Here is a 20,741-nt window from a genome sequence, read left to right as displayed (position 1 = left end):
TTTTTGTGTCGGTTTCGTCTATTGAGTTAGAAAAAATAAGAAATATAGGCATCATGGCCCACATTGATGCTGGTAAGACCACCACGACAGAAAGGATACTCCTTTACACTGGTGTGAATAGGACCGTTGGAGAAGTCCATGAAGGTGCTGCAACGATGGACTGGATGGAGCAGGAGAAGGAGCGTGGTATTACTATCACCTCTGCTGCGACCACATGTTGGTGGAAGGGTGCGAAAATTAATATCATTGATACGCCTGGTCACGTTGATTTCACAATCGAAGTTGAGCGTTCGCTCAGGGTTTTGGATGGTGCTGTTGCAGTTTTTGATGGTGTAGCAGGTGTGGAACCTCAGTCTGAAACGGTTTGGAGGCAGGCTGATAAGCACAATGTCCCGCGTCTGTGTTTTGTTAACAAAATGGATAGAATGGGGGCGGATTTCTATCGTTGTGCCGAAATGATCGTTAGTAAGCTCAACGCAAATCCTGTGGTAGTACAGCTACCTATCGGTGTGTCCGAATCATTCGTTGGTGTTGTAGATCTTGTAAAAATGCAGGCTATCTACTGGCAAGGTGATGATTTTGGTGCGAAGTTTGAGTATAGAGAGATCCCGGCAGATTTGGTCGAGCAGGCTACATTGTATCGAGAAAAATTAATGGAAAAGATTGCCGAGACAGATGATAAATTCATGGATAGGTATTTCGGCGGAGAGAGGATTTCTGAGGAGGAGATAAAGGCGGCAATCCGAGCTGGAACAATTGGCTATCACTTTGTACCTGTCCTCTGTGGCTCTGCGTTTAAGAATAAGGGTGTGCAGCCATTGCTTGACGCGGTTGTGGATTATCTTCCCTCTCCGGTTGATACGAAGGATATTGTTGGTGAAAATGAAAAAGGTGAGAAGATCAACGTAAAGCCGGATCCGAAGGCTCCTTTTGTGGGACTCGCATTCAAGGTGATGAACGATCCCTATGTTGGTTCGTTGACATTTGTAAGGATTTATTCGGGCACTCTGAATAGCGGAGACGTGGTGATTAATTCTCATGGGGGTAATAAAGAAAGAATAGGGAGAATGCTCCTAATGCATGCTAACTCACGAGAAGATGTGAAAAGTGAGACAGCTGGTAATATTGTTGCGTTAGCGGGGCTTAAAAATACAAGTACTGGTGATACACTTTGTGCCTCTGGGAGGGTGATAACCTTAGAGAGGATCTCTGCGCCTGATCCAGTGATTGAGATTGCGATTGAGCCCAAATCCACGGCTGAGCAGGAGAAGATGGCACTGGCTGTAGCTAGATTATGTGCAGAGGATCCTTCTTTAAAAGTTGCAAGTAACGAGGAAACGGGGCAGACCTTACTTAGAGGTATGGGGGAACTGCATTTAGAGATCATTTTAGACAGGCTGAAGCGCGAGTTTAACGTTAATGTCAATGTTGGTGATCCTCAGGTTGCTTATAGAGAAACCATCACGCGGTCCTATGAGATAGATTATACTCATAAGAAGCAAACCGGTGGTGCGGGTCAGTTTGCTCGTGTGAAAATGTTGTTCGAACCGTATACTGAGGGAGAATTTCTCTTTGAGAGCAAGATTACGGGAGGTGCTATACCTAAAGAATATATTCCTGGTGTTGAAAAAGGCTTGATTTCCGTTAAGAACAAGGGACTGTTGGCTAATTATCCGATCATTGGATTTAAAGTGACATTGCTAGATGGAGCCTTTCACGATGTAGATTCTAGTGTGCTTGCGTTTGAGATTGCAGCGAGAGATGCGTTTAAGGAAGCAGCTAAAAAGCTAGGACTCAAGATTATGGAGCCCCTTATGAGTGTTGAAATCGTTACACCTGAAGAGTATACTGGTACGGTTATTGGTGACCTGAATAGCAGAAGAGGAAAAATAGCCGAAATGGAGGCTAAAGGTAATGCACGCGTTATCTCTGGTGTCGTGCCGTTGTCTAGAATGTTCGGTTATGTCAATGATTTGCGTTCGTCTACCCAGGGGCGCGCTAGCTACTCGATGGAGTTCAAAGAATATGCAAAAATGCCCGATCATATAGCTGCTGAGCTGGTTGACAAGCGTGTTGCTAATTAGATGTTGTGAGATAATAAGGAGAAATAGAAATGGCTGTTAAACAGAAGCAGGTCTTCGTGAATGATAGACCGCATTTAAACATAGGTACGATAGGACACGTCGATCATGGAAAGACGACCTTGACTGCTGCGATTACCAAATTTTGTTCAGAGGAAGGTGGTGGCTACGAGGCTGATTTTAGGGCATATGATAATATCGATAAAGCTCCAGAGGAAAGGCAGCGTGGTATTACCATTTCCACTGCGCATGTTGAGTATAAGACTCCGGAGCGTCACTATGCACACGTAGACTGTCCGGGGCATGCGGATTATATCAAAAATATGATTACGGGTGCTGCGCAAATGGATGGTGCTATACTCGTGGTTGCGGGTACAGACGGTGCCATGCAACAGACAAAGGAGCATATCCTTTTGGCAAAGCAGGTTGGTGTTGCTAGTATCGTTGTTTACATCAACAAGTGTGATTCTTCTGAGCTTGATGAGGAACTTCTGGAGCTTGTTGAGAGTGACCTCAAGGATCTTTTGATATCGCATGGGTTTGATTTGCCGGAGGATAATGATGATGGAAGCAATCCGGCAATCATAAGGGGTTCTGCGTTGTTGGCACTTAATGGTGAAGAAAGTGAACTTGGTAAGGGTTCTATTCGCAAGTTGCTTGCTGCGTGCGATAAATATATTGCACTTCCTGAAAGGGCGGTTGATGGTGATTTCCTAATGTCTATTGAGGATGTTTTTTCCATTTCTGGACGTGGGACTGTTGTTACTGGAAAAATTGAGCGCGGTCGTATCAAAGTTGGTGATGAAGTTGAAATTGTTGGTATAAGAGACACGCAAAAAACTACTTGTACTGGTGTCGAAATGTTTAACAAGCTTGTTGAACAAGGTGAGGCTGGATTTAATGTTGGTATCCTTCTCCGTGGTTCGAAAAGAGAGGATGTGTGTAGGGGACAGGTTCTCTGTAAGCCGGGCTCGATTACTCCTCATAGAAAGTTGAGAGCGCGGATTGTAACCCTCACAAAAGAGGAAGGTGGTAGAAGAACTGGATTCGTTTCTGGATACAAGCCACAGTTTTATTTCCGTACTACAGATGTTACTGGTACGGCGTACTTGCCTGTGAATGGTGCCGAAATCGTCATGCCGGGTGATGACTTGGAGATTTTTGTAGAGCTCTTGAATCCGATCGCAATGGAGAAAGGATCCAGATTTGCAATCAGAGAAGGAGGAGTGACGGTAGGTGCTGGTCAAGTGTTAGAAATTATGGATTCTAAGAGTGATGCCGAAATAGCGGAGATGTTCAGGATTGTGAAGGGCGTGAAGAATTGAATCTTAGGAGCGTAGCTCAATTGGTAGAGTTTCGGTCTCCAAAACCGATGGTTGTAGGTTCGAGTCCTATCGCTCCTGTTCTTGTATATGTGTTTTAGATGAATTTTTTTCGCAGCGTTTTCGCAGAGTTTAGGAGTATAGCTTGGCCGTCCAGAAGGGAAGTTGTGTCTTTTTCCCTTTTTGCCCTTTCCATCACTTCGGTTTTTGCTCTGCTTTTTGCGTTTACGGATTATGTTATCTTTTTGATGGTCCGGTTTTTTTACTAAACTTTTGGCTTGTATGAGTAGTAATTCCAATCATACTTGGTGTGTTCTGCGCGTAAGATCGGGCAGTGAGTCGAAGGTATGCGATCTTATCAAAAGTCGTTGTAGTGATAAGGTCGTTGATCTCTTCTCGCCCGCTCTTGTGAAGTTTGATACCTCTGCTTCCAAAAGGTTTCTTCCTGGTTATGTTTTTGTCAAAGTTGCTCCAGGTTCAACTTTTTTAAATGAGGTCTCTGTGATGCGCAGTTTGTATGGCATTCCTTGTAGATTCCTTAGTCAGGCCGGTTCACCTAAGTACTTGTCGGATAAAGATATCGACGAAATGAGAAATTTTATGCTTTCTCCTGAGGTTGTACAAGAATCTGGAAAGATATCGGTTGGTTCGCGTGTTGCTATTCTCTGTGAATACTTTGAGGCATGTGTAGGTGAAGTTGATGAGATTGATGAAAGGACGTCGAAGGCTAAAGTGAAGATAGTGTTTTGTGGCCAGGATGTGGTAGTGTCATTCAGTTTGGATCAGCTGAAATTGGTTGAATAATGTTGTCCTTGGTGTTTAGTATTACTGTATGAAAAAAGTTGTTGCTAGGTTAAAGTTGCGTGTTCCAGCTGGTAAGGCTTCTCCGACCCCTGCCATAGCTTCGTCGCTTGGACCAAAGGGGGTCAACCTTATGAAGTTCTGTCAGGCGTGCAATGAATTAACTGCCTCGCTTGCAGGTAATGTAAGGGTGAGGGTTCTTGTGTATCAGGATAAAACCTTTGATGTTGTTGTAAAGGGTAAAAATTCTACAGATGTCATAAAATCTTTTTTGCAGTTTAGTAAGGGTTCTGCTGCTCCCGGAAAAAGTTTTATAGCCTCGGTTGGACAAAGTAAGATATCTGAAATTGCGAAAGAGTTGATTGGTTATATGAATACTAGGGATTTTGACGCTGCTGTTCGGATGGTTGCGGGAAAAGTGGCATCAATGGGCATAAAAGTGACTGGAGATTGAAATGAGAGAGATGATAAGTGCAGATGATGCTCTGAAAAAGTTAGTTGGAAAAGCATGCAAGTTTAACGAATCAGTTGACGTTGCGGTTCATTTTTCTTCGAAGGATTCTGTCAAAGTAGGTTGTGTTTTTAGGCACCCTTTTTATTTTGGGCGCATTCTTGTTTTTTGTGGTGAACCGCAGATGGCTGAGCTCCTTGACGAGAATGTAACGTATGGTGGTGAAGATCTTATAGAAACGATTAAAGCCAAGAAAAATTTTGTTAAAGGATATAAATATTCCCTTGCTACTCCTTCGATGATGGCGAAATTAAGCAAGATAGCTCGCATTCTGGGTCCTCGGGGTCTGATGCCTGATAGCAAGTATGGTTTGGTAACACATGATGTTGCTGCTGCGGTTGCTGCCATATTAGGAGGCAAGGCGCTCTTTAAAACTAACAAGGCGGGTGTTATGCACTCTAAAATTGGGAATTTAGGTATGGGCTTAGATAAGCTTAGGGAGAATCTGCAGGTTTTTTGTGAATCTGTTTTTGCAACTCGACCGAAGAACGTTGGCTTGCAAGGTTATGTGCGCAGCATTAGTGTGAGTAGCACCATGGGAGATGGGTGCTTTGTAGATTTTCTGGCTTTGTAGTGGAATTTATTATGAATGAGAGAAAAACAGCTTTTTTGGCGAAGCTTGAGATGATACTTAAGCAGAGGGTTGTGCTTGTCGTTAAGGTTTCCTCGCTTAGTGCCCAGGAAGTCTTTAGTGTTCGTGAAAAGTTGTGGGATTTTGAAGGTAATTTTAGTTTTGTGAAAAATTCACTCGCTAAGATTGCTGTTGAAAATTCTTGTTTATCTTTTTTATCTGAGTATTTTTCTACAAGTGTCGCTTTTCTGCATTGCAATCGAAATGTTCCCGAGTTTCTACGTTGTGTGTTGAGGTTTTCGGGTGAATACGGGAGAGATAGGTTAGAAATTCTCGGTGGAAAATATGAGAAAGCGCTTTTTGATCTTCGGTTGATCGATGAATTTTCCAAGCTGCCTGATGAAATGCATATATACTTATCGCTTATTAATACCATCAATTCTATTCCTGTTGCCTTGGTGAACTCTTTGGATAGCCCCGCAAGGCTTTTAGCGGGTTATTTTGATTCTTATGTGAAAGGTGCTAATGTTAATTGCTAGTTAAAAAGTCGTTGTCTTTACCTGTTTTTTTTGGAGGTTTTTGTGTCTAAAGTTGAGTGTTCTGAAATTGCTCAAAAGATTTTGTCTTTGAGCCTTGTTGAAGCAGCTGAGCTCGCTGCTGAGTTGAAAAGGGTTTTGAATTTACCCGATGTTGCTATGGCTCCTGCTGCAGCTGCTGCACCTGCGCCGTCTGAGCCTGTTGAAAAAAAGAGCGAAGCAACCAAGTTTACATTAATTTTAAAGGGTTATGGTGAGAAGAAGACAAGCGCCATCAAAGCGTTGAAGACGATCTTCAAGCAAGAGTTAGGTCAAGATCTGGGTTTAAAGGAGCTTAAAGACAAGGTTGAGGCGGTTCCTGTAGATATTCTTTCCGGTCTCACAAAAGAAAAAGCTGATGCATATGCAAAGATCCTGAAGGAAGCTGAATGTGAACCTGAATTAAAAGGAGAATAAGTCTTCTAGGTAGATCGTTTTCTTGTTTCTTCTCTTATGTCTGAATTTCACAGGTTATACTTTGATGAGCTGCTTTTTGACTTTCCTGATCTAGTGAAAGTGCAGAAAGATTCTTACGCTTCGTTTATAGGTGGAGGCGGTGCTGTCTCTTCAATCAACGATATTTTTGCATCCGTTTTTCCAGTGAATGATGGATATGGTAGAGCTTCTCTCGAGTTTGTGAGCTGCAGAATAGGTGAGCCTAAGCATGATGAATATGGATGTGTTGAAAGAGGTATTACATACTCGGCGCCACTCCGGGCAGTACTTAGGCTAGTTGTTTTTGGTGATGAGACGTCTGCCGAAGATGATGAGGAGGTGTCGAATGAGCAGGCAGTAAAGGATGTAAGAGAACAGGAGATATACATGGGTGATATACCCATTATGTCTAAGAACGGGACATTCATAATAAATGGTGTAGAAAGGGTTGTTGTATCCCAGATGCACCGTGCACCTGGGGTGTTTTTCGATAATGACAAAGCCAGGTCGATCTCCGGCAAGCTCAATTATATTGCACGTATCATACCTTATAGGGGCTCTTGGTTGGATTTTGAGTTTGATGCCAAAGACGTATTATATTTTCGGATAGATAAAAAGAGAAAACTTCCGATAACTCTTTTGCTTAGGGCTTTAGGGTTATCAAACAAGGATATTTTCACTCGATTTTGTGAAGTTTCGGAATGTCGTTTGAGTAAAGATGGTAGGTGGACAGTTTGCTTTGTTCCGGAAAAGTTCAAGGGGGTCCGTCTTCAATACGATCTTATCAATGCCGAGACAGGCGAGTTGGTTTTAGCAAAGGGTAACAGGATTTCCATAGTGTTGGCGCGAAATCTATATGCGAAAGGATTGCGCTATTGCTATATGGATTTGGAGGTCATGAAGGATATGTACCTCGCTGATGATCTTGTCTCGACTAAAGGGGAGGTTCTTCTTCCACATGGTACAAAGTTGACAAAAGAACATGTTGCGAAGTTGGAATTTCTTGATGTAGATTCTATTAAGTTAGTCGAGCTCAAGGGTAATTACATATTCGGTACCGTTTTGCAGTACGATTGCTCTTACGAAGAGGCGATGCTCTCAATATATAGAGTTATTCGACCGGGTGAGATTCCTTCTATTGAGTCTGCGGAGAAATTGTTTGAGTCGCTCTTTTTTTCTCCTGAAAGATACGATCTCCTGAATGTAGGTAGGATCAGGTTAAATGCTAAGTTTAATCTAAATCATGACGAAAGTTTGACTGTTTTGACGAAGGAAGACATTTTTTGCACGGTAAAAGAGTTGGCCATTTTGCAAAGGGAGGTTGGGGACGTTGATGATATAGATCATCTTGGCAATAGGCGCGTTAGGTCTGTTGGGGAATTTATGGACAATCAATTTCGCATCGGACTTGTCAGAATGGCCAAGGTTATTGTCGAAAATATGGCAACTGCGGACTTTGATACGGTGATGCCGTGTGAAATGATAAATTCTAAAATCCTTGGAGCTGTCATTCGTGAATTTTTCATGTCTTCTGCACTGTCACAGTTCATGGATCAGACTAATCCGCTTTCAGAAATTACACATAAACGTCGTATATCAGCTTTGGGTCCAGGTGGGTTGAATAGAGGTAGAGCAGGATTTGAGGTGCGGGATGTGCATACCACGCATTACGGTAGAATCTGTGCAACGGAGACACCAGAAGGTGCGACTATTGGACTAATAAATAGTCTCGCTATATATGCGAAGATCAACAAATATGGTTTTATAGAGACCCCATATCGCTATGTACGTGATGGCCGTGTCACAGATGAAGTCACGTACCTTTCTGCGATTGATGAAATAAAGGCGAATATTTGTCAGGCCAGTGTTCGTGTTGATGAGGAAGGGTATATACTCGATGATCTGGTATACTGTCGCAGGAATTATGAAAATGTTTTTATTCCGCGTAGCGAGGTCCAATTTGCAGATGTATCAGCTAAACAGATCGTCTCAGTTGCTGCCTCTTTGATTCCGTTTCTGGAAAATGATGATGCGAATAGAGCTCTCATGGGTTCAAATATGCAAAGACAAGCTGTACCACTCATCGTACCTGAGGCACCATTAGTCGGGACTGGGATGGAGGGCTATGTAGCACGTGGTTCTGGTGCTGTAATAGTTGCTAAGCGTGCAGGCGTTGTACAGTATATAGATGCCAGGAATATAGTTGTCGCATCGGAGTCCAAGGACGATTTCTGGGTTGATTCTTATACGTTATGTAAGTTTAGAAAGTCGAATCACAATACATGCATACACCAGCGGTGTGTCGTCCATCAGGGACAGCGCGTTAAAAAGGGTGATATTCTTGCTGACGGACCAGCGATTCAAAAGGGTGAGTTGGCTCTGGGAAGGAATTTAGTGGTAGCTTTTCTTTCGTGGCGTGGCTATAACTTTGAGGATTCTGTTGTCATTTCGAGTAATGTCGTTCGTGACGATCTTTTTACTTCAGTACATTTAGAAGGGTTCGAATGCGTTGTTCGTGATACAAGATTGGGACCTGAGGAGATAACAAGGGATGTTTCCGGTGTGGCAGAAGAGTTTTTGCACTGTCTTGATGAGTTTGGCATAGCGTGTGTTGGAGCGAACGTTGAGGCTGGAGATGTTCTGGTAGGAAAGGTGACGCCTAAAAGCAGTTCGCCTGTTACACCTGAGGAAAAATTACTACGTGCCATATTTGGAGAAAAAGCGATTGATGTGAAAGATTCATCTCTATACTTACCACCGGGTGTGTCCGGTTGTGTGGTAGATGTGAAGGTATTGCAACGTCGAGGTATAGAAAAGGTTGGTAGGGCGTTGTTGATAGAAAAACAGGCCATTGATGCTGAAAAAGCAAGACGTGACCATGAGCTTGCGGTGTTAACGAACTATATCTACTCGCTTCTTAGGGAAATGCTGGTTGGTAAGGTTGCCCTTAATAATTTGGCTCCTATCTCGAAGGGTGATGTGATTACGGAGGATGCCCTTGGAAAGATAGATAGGGAGAATTGGTGGAAGCTTAGTGTTGATGGAATCTCTTCTATAAAGCTCTTGAGACAAAGGTTCGTTGATCGCTTTGATGAAATTAATAAGACCTACGAAGAGAATTTCGAAAAAATTCGTGGTGACGATGATTTGGCACAGGGCGTTCTGATGGTGGTCAAGGTTTTTGTCGCTGTGAAGCATACGCTTCAACCGGGTGATAAGATGTCGGGTAGGCATGGAAATAAAGGTGTTATTTCCAGGATAGTTCCGGTGGAAGATATGCCTTACTTAGCTGATGGTACACCTGTAGATATCATACTTAACCCTCTGGGCGTGCCTTCGCGGATGAATGTAGGACAAATTCTTGAGACACATCTTGGTTGGGCTGTGTACAATTTGGGTAAGAAAATCTCGAAATTACTTGATGAAGGTAACTACTCTGAGGTGAAGTCGTTGATTCTCGAGATTTACAAGAACGATAGGAAAATGATGGCGAGGCTTAAGAAGATGTCGGATGCTGAAATAGTTGAGTATTCGCGCTCCTTAAGAAACGGTGTTCCAGTTGCGGCTTCGGTTTTTGAGGGGCCTAAGACAGATGAGATAGAAAGGTTGTTGGTTCTTGCAGGCAAGGATCCTTCGGGTCAGGAAGTCTTATATGATGGTGTAACTGGTGAGCAGTTCGATAGGAAGGTTACTGTCGGGTGCAAGTATATGCTGAAGTTGCATCACTTAGTGAATGATAAGATTCATGCACGCTCTATTGGCTCCTACAGTTTGATAACGCAGCAGCCACTTGGAGGAAAGTCACATTTTGGTGGACAGCGTTTTGGTGAAATGGAATGCTGGGCATTGCAAGCTTATGGTGCAACATTTGCGTTGCAGGAAATGCTTACCATCAAATCTGATGACGTAGTAGGTCGTGTCAATGTGTACGATTCAATAGTGCGTGGTGATAATGATTTTTACTATGGTGTTCCCGAGTCCTTTAATGTGATGATGAATGAGTTGAGGGCTTTGTGTTTAAATGTGGAGTTTTGTTCCGACTTAGAAAAAAAAGAAGATTTTGGCGGTCTTGCATTAGCGGCATCGGAACAGTAGTTAGTTAAAGAGAATATTTGCTTTCGGTTTCTATAGGGGTGGTCCTTTTTGTTTATGGGAGATTTTAGGAGTTTTCGCCAGAGTGGTGGCGGCTCGGTTGATTTTGATGGTATCAAGATTTCCCTTGCGAGTGCTGATAAGATACGCTCTCTCTCTTATGGGGAAGTCACCAAGCCTGAGACTATCAATTACAGGACGTTCAAGCCAGAAAAGAATGGTCTTTTTTGCGCAAAAATTTTTGGTCCGACGAAGAGTTACGAGTGTCTTTGTGGAAAATATAAAAAGATTAAGTATAGTGGGGTAATCTGTGAGAGGTGTGGAGTAGAAGTTACTTCCTCTAGGGTACGCCGTGAGCGTATGGGCCATATAGAATTGGCTAGTCCTGTTGCACATATATGGTTCTTGAAATCTCTTCCATCGAAGATTTGCATCTTGCTGGATTTGACGCTTAAAAACGTGGAGAAGGTGCTCTACTTTGAGCTATATATAGTGATCGATCCGGGTGTTACTACATTTACTAAGCACGAGCTCATCACTGATGAAACCTATATGAATGCGGTTCGTGAGTACGGTCCTGACTCGTTTACTGCGATGATAGGTGCCGAGGCTATCAGGCATATGCTTGCCTCACTGGATCTGGAAAAGATGGCAGTGAAATTGCGCTCTCAAGCGGCTGCAACAAATTCTGAAGTAAAGAAGAAAAAGATCATTAAGACGTTGCGTCTAGTAGAACAGTTTCTTGGATCAGATAGTAGGCCAGTTGATATGATTTTGGATGTCATACCGGTAATGCCACCTGATCTTAGACCGCTTGTAATGTTGGATGGAGGAAGGTTTGCGACCTCTGATTTGAATGCATTGTACAGGTCAGTGATCAACCGGAACAATAGACTGAAAAGTCTGATCTATCTGAAAGCGCCTAATATCATCATAAATAACGAAAGGCGCATGTTACAGGAAGCTGTAGATGCACTTTTTGATAATGGGCGTCGTGCAAAGGTTATTAAAGGTAGTAACAAGCGCCCTTACAAATCCATTAGTGATATGCTTAAGGGAAAACAAGGTAGGTTCCGGCAAAATCTGCTTGGTAAGCGCGTAGACTACTCTGGAAGATCCGTGATAGTTGTTGGTCCAGCTTTAGAGCTCCACCAGTGCGGTTTGCCTAAGAAAATTGCGCTAGAATTATTTAAACCTTTTATATACTCTAAACTGGAGCTTTATGGGATTGCGCCAACGATCAAGACTGCTCGGAGAATGGTGCAAAATGAACAGCCGGAAGTTTGGGATGTACTTGCAAAGGTTATTCATCAGCATCCTGTCTTTTTGAATAGAGCACCTACGCTTCATAGGTTGAGTGTCCAAGCATTCGAGCCGGTTCTCATTGAAGGTAAGGCTATACAGTTGCACCCGTTGGTTTGTACTGCTTTTAACGCCGATTTTGACGGTGATCAGATGTCTGTTCACGTGCCTTTGTCTATTGAGGCACAGGTTGAAGCTAGGTTGCTTGTTATGTCGACGAATAATGTCCTGAATCCAGCGAATTCACGGCCGATTATTATCCCATCTAAAGATATAGTCTTAGGTGTGTATTATCTAAGCCTCGAGGAGAAAGGAGATGTTGTTCACCCGGTGACTTTCTGTGCTGCATGGGAAGCTGAGTATGCTTTTGGGAATGGTGATATTAGGCTTCACACTAAAATCAGGTGTGGTGTTGAACTAGAGGGTGAGGTCAAGGTTTATACAACAACTTTTGGTAGATTGCAGTTATTTAAGATTCTTCCAAAAGGCGTGCCGTTTGAGAGTATAAACATGGTGCTTACTGTTAGAGATATAAGCAATCTGGTTGATTTGGTGTATAGGACTTGTGGTCATGGTAAAACTGTTGAGTTTGCAGACGGCATCATGGAATTGGGTTTTCGGTATGCTACGCTTTCGGGTATTTCCTTTGGGAAAGATGATATGGTTGTGCCACCGACAAAAGCAGAGCATGTAAAAAGAGCAAACGAAGAGGTCAAGGAGTACGAATTTCAGTATCAAGAGGGTTTGATTACCAAACACGAAAAGTACAATAAGGTTGTTGATGCATGGCAAAAGTGTACAGACCTTGTTGCAAAAGACATGATGGATGGAATTTCTGGGTACGAAAGCGTTGCAGAGATGAATTCCATTTTTATGATGGCACAATCCGGTGCTAGGGGTTCCGCCGCGCAGATAAAACAGCTTGCTGGGATGAGAGGACTGATGGCCAAACCATCTGGTGAGATTATCCCGAATCCGATTATATCAAATTTGAGAGAAGGACAGGGTGTGTTAGAGTACTTTAACTCTACGCATGGCGCGCGTAAGGGGCTTGCAGATACGGCATTAAAAACTGCGAACTCTGGTTATCTGACTCGTAGGTTAGTTGATGTAGCACAGGATTCTATTATTGTTGAGGAGGATTGCGGCTCCTCTGAGGGGCTGGTGGTTCGTGCCACCGTTGAGGGCGGTGTGGTGATTATACCGCTCAGTGACAGTATATTCAGTAGGGTTTCTGCAGCCGATATTATAGACCCATCGGATGGTTCCGTGATAGTGCGTGCGGGAGAGATGTTCGATTATAAGTCTATCGAGAGAATAGAGTCGCTTGGTATAGATTCGGTTCGGATTCGTTCGGTTCTCACATGCACGAGTAAACACGGTATATGTCGCAAGTGCTATGGTGCAGATCTTTCGAATAGGAAGTTGGTTGCCCTTGGTGAGGCAGTAGGTGTGATTGCTGCTCAGTCGGTAGGTGAACCTGGAACACAGCTAACGATGAGAACATTCCACGTTGGTGGTGCCGCAACGCGCAGGGTGGAAAACTCGAGTATGGTCGCGTTTTGTGGGGGTAAGGTTAAGTTTACAAACGCGAACTTGATCACGGACCGTGATGGCAACTATGTTGTCTTAAGTAGGTCGTTTGAGATCTTATTGATCGATTCTCTTGGTATAGAACACTTCCAAGGTAGGGTGCAGTATGGTGGGACTGTATATGTAAAAGAAGGTGAAGTCGTTCCAATTGGGAAGAAGTTGGCTGACTGGGATTTGTACACTGTTCCGATAATAGCAGAGGCGTCCGGTAAGGTGTCTTATGCGGATATGATAGAGGGTGTCTCATACAATGAGGTTCATGATGAGAGCACCGGGATTTTAAATAGAATGATTGTTGATTGGCGTCAGGCGGAGTCTTCGTCAGGTTTGCGTCCACGCGTCGAAATACTTGATGAAACTGGTTCAATTGCAACGTGTCAGCAGTCCAAAGATGCGGTTTATCTGCTGCCGCTTGGAGCAATATTAAGTGTATCAAATGGCGATGTTGTTGAAGCTGGAGATGTGATTGCGAAGATCACAAAAGAGTCAACAACGACACGTGATATTACTGGTGGTCTACCTCGTGTAATCGAGCTGTTTGAAGCGAGAAAAGCTAAAGTTAATGCGGTGATTAGTGAAATTGATGGTTACGTCGAATTCGCAAAGGATTACTATAAATCAAAAAGAAAAGTTATTGTCAGATCTCGTGAAGATAAAGAGCGAATTTATGAGTACCTTGTACCAAAAGGTAGACATTTGATTGTTAGTGAGGGCGACTTTATTAGAAAGGGTGAGCCCCTTATGGATGGTGACCCGGATTTGCACGAGATCCTCAGGGTGCTTGGTTTGGAAGCTCTTGCGGAGTACATGATTAGCGAGATACAGCGTGTCTACAGGTTGCAGGGTGTTAAAATCAATAATAAACACATTGAAGTTATAATCCGTAAGATGCTACAAAAAGTTGAGATCACTGATGCTGGTGATACAACTTTCCTAATTGGGGAGCAGATTGATAAGTCTCGTGTAGAGCGGATTAATGAAGTTATGGCATCACAGGGGTTGAGATGCTGTTCTTATGTACCGATCCTATTGGGCATTACAAGAGCAAGTTTGCAAACAGAGTCGTTTATTTCGGCAGCATCATTTCAGGAGACTACTAAGGTGTTAACAGAAGCTGCAGTTGCCGGTAAGGTTGACAGGTTAAGAGGTCTGAAAGAGAATATCATAGCAGGTAGGTTGTTGCCTGTTGGTGCTGGGTATTTTATCGATAAGTTAAAGCGCGAATTTACTGGCGAGCAGCGAGGTAAACAGGTATCTGTTGGAGTAGATGGTGATATGACCTCTGTTTAGTATACTGTTTATTGTTTTTCGAGGTGTAGTTGAGTATGAGTAAAGATGGTTTTCATGTTTTGAATCCTAGTCCTTGGCCTATTTTTACTGCCGCTTCTTCTTTTGGAATGCTGGCTTCGGCTGCGTTTTTTATGCATTCGTTTCCTTATAGTCGATTTGCCCTTTTTTCTTGCACGGTACTCCTTTTAGCTTGTATGTTTTACTGGTGGCGGGATGTCGTTGCTGATGGCGTTGTAGGTAAGGCGCATACTTCTCTTGTTCAGAGGGGATTGAGAATAGGAATGGTATTGTTCCTCTTTACGGAGGTGATGTTTTTCTTTACGTTCTTCTGGTCGATATTCAAGGCTTGGCTTGATCCGGCATACATTATGGAAGGTCCTTGGCCTGGAGTAAGACTAACTTGGCCTCCTGAAGGTATCACGGCTGTTAATCCATGGAATTTGCCGCTTCTTAACACAATGATTCTTCTTCTCTCAGGTGCTTCTGTGACCTGGGCGCATCGTTCTGTACTTAAGGGTGATAACGATGGTGTAATCAAAGGACTCTTATACACCGTGGTGCTTGGGTTAATTTTTACTTGCTTACAGGGCTACGAATATTATCACTCTACCTTTGCACTTGCCGAGGAGGGTTACAAGGCTATTTACTCATCTAATTTCTATATAGCCACAGGTTTTCATGGGCTTCATGTGATTGTTGGTACAGTTTTTCTTGCGGTCTGCTACTTCCGTGCCAGAGCTGGACAGTTCACTCCTCAGAATCATTTGGGGCTTGAGTTTGCTGCCTGGTATTGGCACTTTGTCGATGTGGTTTGGCTTTTGCTGTTTGCATTTTTGTACTGGCTGAGCGTAGCTTTCTAGTTTCCGCTACACTAGGTACTAAGCACATGCTTTTTGGTGAGTTTCGTTTGCCCTACGTGTTGTAGGGCTTAACTTCTTTTTGGCTAGTGTGTTTTGCTAAAGTTTTAATTCCTCGAGTTCTCCAAGGTTCGGTCCGTGTTTCAGCTCTACCAAGAGTGGTATTTCATGGAATTCTTCCATTATTCGTTTTATTTTTTTTGCCAATTGCTGGATTACAGTTGTTTCGAGCTCGAATACAAGCTCATCATGTACCTGCATTACCACGTGTGAGAGTAGTTCTTTTTCTTGTGCTATTCGAACCATAGCTGCACGTATGATATCTGCGGCTGTGCCCTGTATAGGAGCATTTATGGCAGATCTCTCTGCTACGAGTGAGATCAAATGATTATCACTATTTATATTCTGAATGGGACATTTACGGTTCATTATTGTTTTGACGTAAGTATCCTTTTTTGCTTGACTCTTTATGCGATTCATATAGCTTTTGATTTCTGGATATTCATCGAAATATTTCTGTATGTATGAGGCTGCTTCCTCTTTTGAGATCGCGAGCTGTTTTGATAATCCGAAGTTTGTTATTCCGTAGACTATGCCGAAATTTACCGCCTTGGCTTTGTTGCGCAAATCTGGCGTAATTTTATCCGTTTTAAAAATTTGACTTGCTGTAAGTGTGTGTAGATCCGAGCCACTTGCTAGAGCGCATTGCAAACGCTCTACGTTCGCGATGTGCGCAAGAACTCTTAGTTCGATTTGAGAGTAATCCGCACATAAAAAATGATGTCCTTCTTTTGCTGTAAAAATTTTTCGTATACTTTTTTCTCTTGGTATGTTTTGAAGATTTGGATTCGATGAGCTCAACCTTCCTGTAAGTGTAAGTGTTGTGGAGTAAGTAGTGGAGATACGATGTGTTTTTTCACTCGGATTTACCTTCAGAAGAAGTGGATCTATGTATGCAGTTTTCAGTTTAATATAATGTCTCCACGATAGGAGATCGTCTGCAATCACATAGCCCTGAAGGCTTAGTTTAGTCAACACTTCGTTGTCTGTGCTGGGTAAGCCAGTTTTCAACTTTTTCTGAATGGGTATTTGCATTTCTTCGAATAATACCTTTCCAAGTTGTTTTGGTGATTGCAGAGAAAAAGTCTTTCCAGCAGTATCAAAGATCTTATTTTCTATTTCCTCTAGTTCGCTTGATATTTGCGTGGATAGTGAGTGTAGTTGTTCTACATCCACCGATATACCATTCTTTTCTATGTGTTTTATGACGTTAATCAGAGGTTTGTCCACCTTATAGTACAGAGTAAGTACCTTTTCTGTGAACATTGCATTGCGTAGTTTTGCATAAAGTTCATTTAGCCTTTTATGAAACGCTTCCGTGGAAGTTTCTCCGAGGTAGTGTGAGAATAAGTACTCAAGATCTGTGTTCAAAGTATTCAGAGGATAAGCAATTACTTTTAAATCCTCAAAAGACTCATTTGCAGGGTCGGGATGGGGTATATTGTCACTATGAAAAATTTTCTTTATTGACTGATCTGTAAGCAAATCTTTGAGTGTGTTGAGATCACTTATGATCGAGCTCTCTTGTGTACTAAAAATAGTTTCCCGAGCATTTTTATAAATGGCAATCTGGCCTCCATATTTGGCGCTAAGAATAAAATCGTTGATTTTATTTGTCGATTTTATAATATGCAGTGACTGTTTAGGAGTACTCTTAACTAGTTTTGGAATAAGGTTTTTAAAGCCGTATTTTTGTAGAAAGGTTAATAGTTTTGTATCATCTTGTTGCTGATAGCGTATACAATCGAGAGAACACTGAATGTGTATATTATCTGCAAGCGAGACCAATTTTTTTGATAGAGTAAGTTGATCTTGGTGTCTAAGAAGACTTTCTCTAATTCTTGCTGGTGAGACTTCATTAAGTCTAAAGTTGTCTATTGTGCCAAATGTATTAAGAAGTTTTGCAGCTGTTTTTACGCCAATTCCAGGCACTCCTGGAATATTGTCAGATGCGTCACCAACAAGGGAGAGAAAATCTGTCATTTGTGTTGGAAAGACACCAAATTTTTCCTTAACCTCGTTAATTCCTATAATCCTGTTTTTTATTGGATTTACGATATGTACATTCTCACTGACAAGTTGCATAAGATCCTTGTCGGTCGAAAGTATCTTTATTTTTATGTCACTTTTAGAAAACTTCCTTACCAGAGTTGCTATGATATCATCAGCCTCAAACCCTTCAATTTCGAGTGGATTAAGATTTAAAACATCTACGCACTCCCTAAGAAGAGCGAATTGTGGGGTCAGGTTTCCGGGAACTGGCGGTCTGTTTGCTTTGTAGTTGCCGTATATACTTTCTCTAAATGTCGATTTGCCATTATCCAGTGCAACGACCAGATATTCTGGTTTGTTTCGAAGGTGCTTTAGCAATATATTTAAGAAACCATATACCGCTCCCACTGGCAGTTCGTCGTGTGTTAGGTTTGGGAGAGCAAAGTACGCGCTAAAGAGGAAGTTATATGCGTCTATTATCATTAAGGTTTTAGACATTGAGTACCTTTCCCTAGTGTTAGAGTGTGAATTGTACTACATACGAATAGTTAGTCACCCTTTACATGTTAGTAACTCATACTGTCTGTTCCTCACCTGGTGCAATTTCTTCAATTTTGAAAAGACTTTATTTCTTTTTCAATTATTTTATTCTTTGCGGTGACGAATTGTGTGTGGTTTTCGAGATTTGCTGTGTTTCTGGGTTACTGTATTTGCTCATGTAATTTTTTGTAAAAAATGGCATCTTTATATGGAACCTCATGTCCTCAATATTATTTTATTTATGTTATAATCCCACGAGTAGCCCTGGGTTTATATGAATAACAACACTCTAAACATAGCCGTAATTGCTCACGTGGATCACGGAAAAACAACCTTGACTAATAATTTGCTTAGGCAGGCCAATGTTTTGGATGAGGTCGGTATGGACAGAAATCCGTTAGAACAGAAACGTGGTATTACAATGTTCTCAAAGGTTGCTTCTGTGTCTTACGGGAATGTGAAAATCAACCTTATAGATACACCAGGACACTCAGATTTTGGAGGCGAAGTGGAGCGCATTCTGTCAATGGTGGACTCTGTTATGCTACTTGTTGATAGTGCAGAGGGTGTTATGCCGCAAACAAAGTTTGTTCTCTCGAAGGCGCTTAAGGTAGGATTGAGACCTATAGTGATAATAAACAAAGTTGATCGTCCAGATAGGAGAATTGAAGAGGTCATCAATGAAATATCCGATCTTTTTCTTGCTCTAGAGGCGAATGATGAGCAACTAAATTTTCCGGTTCTGTATGCCTCTGGTAGAGATGGTTGGTGTGTTCGTAACCTTGACGATCAGCGAGAAAGCCTCGTACCACTATTAGAGACGATAATAGAGTATACACCTGTCCGAAAATATGACAGTGAGGCACCTTTTGCAATGCTTGTTACAATGCTTGAGAATGACAATTTCCTTGGAAGGATTTTAATTGGCAAGATAGAACAAGGCTCTGTGTCAGTGAATGCATCCGTAAAGGCGATAAATTTGAATGGGGAATTGCTAGAGAATTCTCGCATAACAAAATTGCAAATTTTTGACGGCATGGTGAAGAAGGTTGTTGAGAATGCAGAAGCCGGTGAAATAATTGCTATTGCTGGTTTGGCTGATACATCAGTAACTGATACCGTATGTCATCCATCCGTGGATAAAGCAATCAATGCTATGCCAATTGATCCTGCAACTATCTCCATAAACATTTCTGTCAATACTTCTCCTTTTACTGGTAAAGAAGGAAATAAATTAACTTCTCGTATGATTTTGGCGCGTCTTCTACAAGAGGTAAAAACGAACGTTTCGATAAAAATGGAAGAAAAAGGAGAAGGGCAGTTTGAAGTTATGGGGCGCGGGGAGCTACAGCTTGGTGTTCTGATCGAGAACATGAGGAAAGAGGGTTTTGAATTATCTGTTTCACGGCCAAAGGTAGTGATAAGAATTGACGAAAATGGTCAAAAAATGGAGCCGATCGAGGAACTTACAATCGATATGGATGAAGAATATGCAGGGATAGTAATGGAAACTCTAAACGCAAAGAAAGGAATCATGCAAGCGATGGAAAATTATCCGGGAGGAAGAGTAAGACTGGTGTATCATATTCCTGCACGCTCATTAATTGGATACCACGGGAGATTCTCCTCAGACACTAGAGGAAGTGGTATACTAAATAAAGTATTCCATGGATATGCGCCCTATTCGGGGAGAATAGAGAGTAGGTCTAATGGTGTCTTGGTGTCGAATGGACAAGGGGAAGCTGTTGCTTATGCGCTCTTCAATCTACAGGATAGGGGCATAATGTTTGTGAAGCCACAGGATCCAGTCTACTGTGGGATGATAGTGGGTGAGCATAGCAGGGGTAATGATCTTGATGTGAATGTCCTCAAGGGTAAGCAGCTCACCAATATTCGTGCTGCTGGTAGTGATGAGGCGGTTAAACTTAGTCCGCCTCTGATAATGACCTTGGAGGAAATGATGGCCTATATTAACGATGATGAGCTTGTTGAAGTGACCCCGTTATCTCTGAGGTTGCGTAAAAAAATATTAGATCCCAATATGAGGAAAAAAAAGAACGTCTAAGATGAAGTGCGCAAAAGCCAAGGAAAATGTACGCGGTAAGCATTGTGGAGTGCTCCTAGAGATTTTATCTATAGCAGCATTGAGGGGTGCAGCAATGGCTCTAAGCATGCTGCGAGGGCAGAAAAAAGTTACGTACATACTTCTGGCAATGAGCATTTTGCTGCAGATGGTTATTTCTTCTTCTGTACTCTATGTGAGTCACACTAGAAGTGGCACGTGTAATCATATCAAAGTTGCCTATGAAAAAAGCTGTATGATCTTGTCTTCTTCAAGAGAAGGGTATACTCCATTTGAAAAGCAGAAAAAACGCATTCGGCCTACTTTCATTGCTGAGATAATGGCTCAGATGGCCAGCGGTGTTGGTGTTACAGTCGTTACCTTTTTTTACAAAGAGGGAAGACTTGCAATCTCAGGCTATGCCACTCTGATGCTTTTTTTCTTCATTTTAGGATCACTTTCTTCTTTATCTTCGGTTGTGGACCGTAGAGAATCATCAGTGTATGTTGCTAAACTGAATGCAGTTCTAGATGACGTGCTTGCAAGGCAAAGCTCTACGACCGACACACTTTCTACGATGACAGAGAAAACAAAGAAAGTGTACTGCGATGTGCAACAAGTAGAGGTACAGCGGGCGAACGGACTGTAAAATCCATA

Annotated in this window: 14 protein-coding genes and 1 tRNA gene; 14 read left to right on the top strand and 1 reads right to left on the bottom strand. The window is 42.3% G+C overall.

All coding sequences use genetic code 11. From position 1 onward, the window contains the following. Window positions 1-5: 5 nt before the first annotated feature. From fusA to GP480_RS02730, 12 genes are all read left to right on the top strand, one after another. Window positions 6-2,084: an elongation factor G gene (gene fusA, locus GP480_RS02785; RefSeq protein ID WP_160095675.1), complete on the top strand. Its 2,079-nt coding sequence runs from the start codon at window positions 6-8 to the stop codon at window positions 2,082-2,084. A gap of 29 nt (window positions 2,085-2,113) precedes the next feature. Beyond that, the gene (gene tuf / locus GP480_RS02780; protein WP_067979822.1) at window positions 2,114-3,406 is read left to right on the top strand and encodes an elongation factor Tu; all 1,293 of its coding nucleotides are present in this window, start codon (window positions 2,114-2,116) and stop codon (window positions 3,404-3,406) included. Between the two features lie 5 nt (window positions 3,407-3,411). Beyond that, window positions 3,412-3,484, top strand: a tRNA-Trp gene (locus GP480_RS02775). 20 nt (window positions 3,485-3,504) lie between these two features. Further along, on the top strand, window positions 3,505-3,672 hold the full coding sequence (gene secE / locus GP480_RS02770) for a preprotein translocase subunit SecE (RefSeq protein WP_160095673.1): 168 nt from the start codon (window positions 3,505-3,507) through the stop codon (window positions 3,670-3,672). 13 nt (window positions 3,673-3,685) lie between these two features. Beyond that, entirely contained in the window at window positions 3,686-4,207 is a 522-nt protein-coding gene (nusG, locus tag GP480_RS02765; RefSeq protein ID WP_160095671.1) for a transcription termination/antitermination protein NusG, read from the top strand. Window positions 4,208-4,235: 28 nt separating this feature from the next. Then, the gene (locus GP480_RS02760) at window positions 4,236-4,658 is read left to right on the top strand and encodes a 50S ribosomal protein L11 (RefSeq protein WP_160095669.1); all 423 of its coding nucleotides are present in this window, start codon (window positions 4,236-4,238) and stop codon (window positions 4,656-4,658) included. Between the two features lies 1 nt (window position 4,659). After that, the gene (locus tag GP480_RS02755; protein WP_160095667.1) at window positions 4,660-5,289 is read left to right on the top strand and encodes a ribosomal L1 domain-containing protein; all 630 of its coding nucleotides are present in this window, start codon (window positions 4,660-4,662) and stop codon (window positions 5,287-5,289) included. Window positions 5,290-5,300: 11 nt separating this feature from the next. Beyond that, window positions 5,301-5,825, top strand: coding sequence for a 50S ribosomal protein L10 (gene rplJ / locus GP480_RS02750; RefSeq protein ID WP_160095665.1), 525 nt, complete (start codon window positions 5,301-5,303; stop codon window positions 5,823-5,825). Window positions 5,826-5,867: 42 nt separating this feature from the next. Next, window positions 5,868-6,278 (top strand): ribosomal protein L7/L12, encoded by a 411-nt coding sequence (locus tag GP480_RS02745; protein WP_160095663.1) that lies wholly within the window; start codon window positions 5,868-5,870, stop codon window positions 6,276-6,278. Window positions 6,279-6,314: 36 nt separating this feature from the next. Beyond that, window positions 6,315-10,391, top strand: coding sequence for a DNA-directed RNA polymerase subunit beta (rpoB, locus tag GP480_RS02740; RefSeq protein WP_160095661.1), 4,077 nt, complete (start codon window positions 6,315-6,317; stop codon window positions 10,389-10,391). A 54-nt stretch (window positions 10,392-10,445) separates the two neighbouring features. Beyond that, window positions 10,446-14,573 carry a DNA-directed RNA polymerase subunit beta' gene (gene rpoC, locus GP480_RS02735; RefSeq protein ID WP_160095659.1) on the top strand — a complete coding sequence of 1,376 codons (4,128 nt, stop codon included), beginning with the start codon at window positions 10,446-10,448 and terminating at the stop codon, window positions 14,571-14,573. 35 nt (window positions 14,574-14,608) lie between these two features. Next, window positions 14,609-15,433, top strand: coding sequence for a cytochrome c oxidase subunit 3 (locus GP480_RS02730; protein WP_160095657.1), 825 nt, complete (start codon window positions 14,609-14,611; stop codon window positions 15,431-15,433). A gap of 96 nt (window positions 15,434-15,529) precedes the next feature. Here the strand turns inward: GP480_RS02730 and GP480_RS02725 are convergent, their stop codons facing one another. After that, the gene (locus GP480_RS02725) at window positions 15,530-17,980 is read right to left on the bottom strand and encodes a DNA polymerase I (protein WP_160095655.1); all 2,451 of its coding nucleotides are present in this window, start codon (window positions 17,978-17,980) and stop codon (window positions 15,530-15,532) included. 316 nt (window positions 17,981-18,296) lie between these two features. On the opposite strand from GP480_RS02725, the gene typA reads away from it, so the two are divergent. Together typA and GP480_RS02715 are read left to right on the top strand one after the other, a co-directional pair. Then, the gene (gene typA / locus GP480_RS02720) at window positions 18,297-20,087 is read left to right on the top strand and encodes a translational GTPase TypA (RefSeq protein ID WP_160095653.1); all 1,791 of its coding nucleotides are present in this window, start codon (window positions 18,297-18,299) and stop codon (window positions 20,085-20,087) included. Between the two features lies 1 nt (window position 20,088). Next, window positions 20,089-20,733, top strand: coding sequence for a hypothetical protein (locus GP480_RS02715; RefSeq protein WP_160095651.1), 645 nt, complete (start codon window positions 20,089-20,091; stop codon window positions 20,731-20,733). The last annotated feature ends 8 nt before the right edge of the window (window positions 20,734-20,741 follow it).

Origin of the sequence: Neorickettsia findlayensis (genome assembly GCF_009856525.1) — a bacterium.
Lineage (GTDB): Bacteria > Pseudomonadota > Alphaproteobacteria > Rickettsiales > Anaplasmataceae > Neorickettsia > Neorickettsia findlayensis.
Note: the sequence above shows the minus strand (reverse complement) of the source record. Positions and strands in the feature narration are given on the sequence as shown.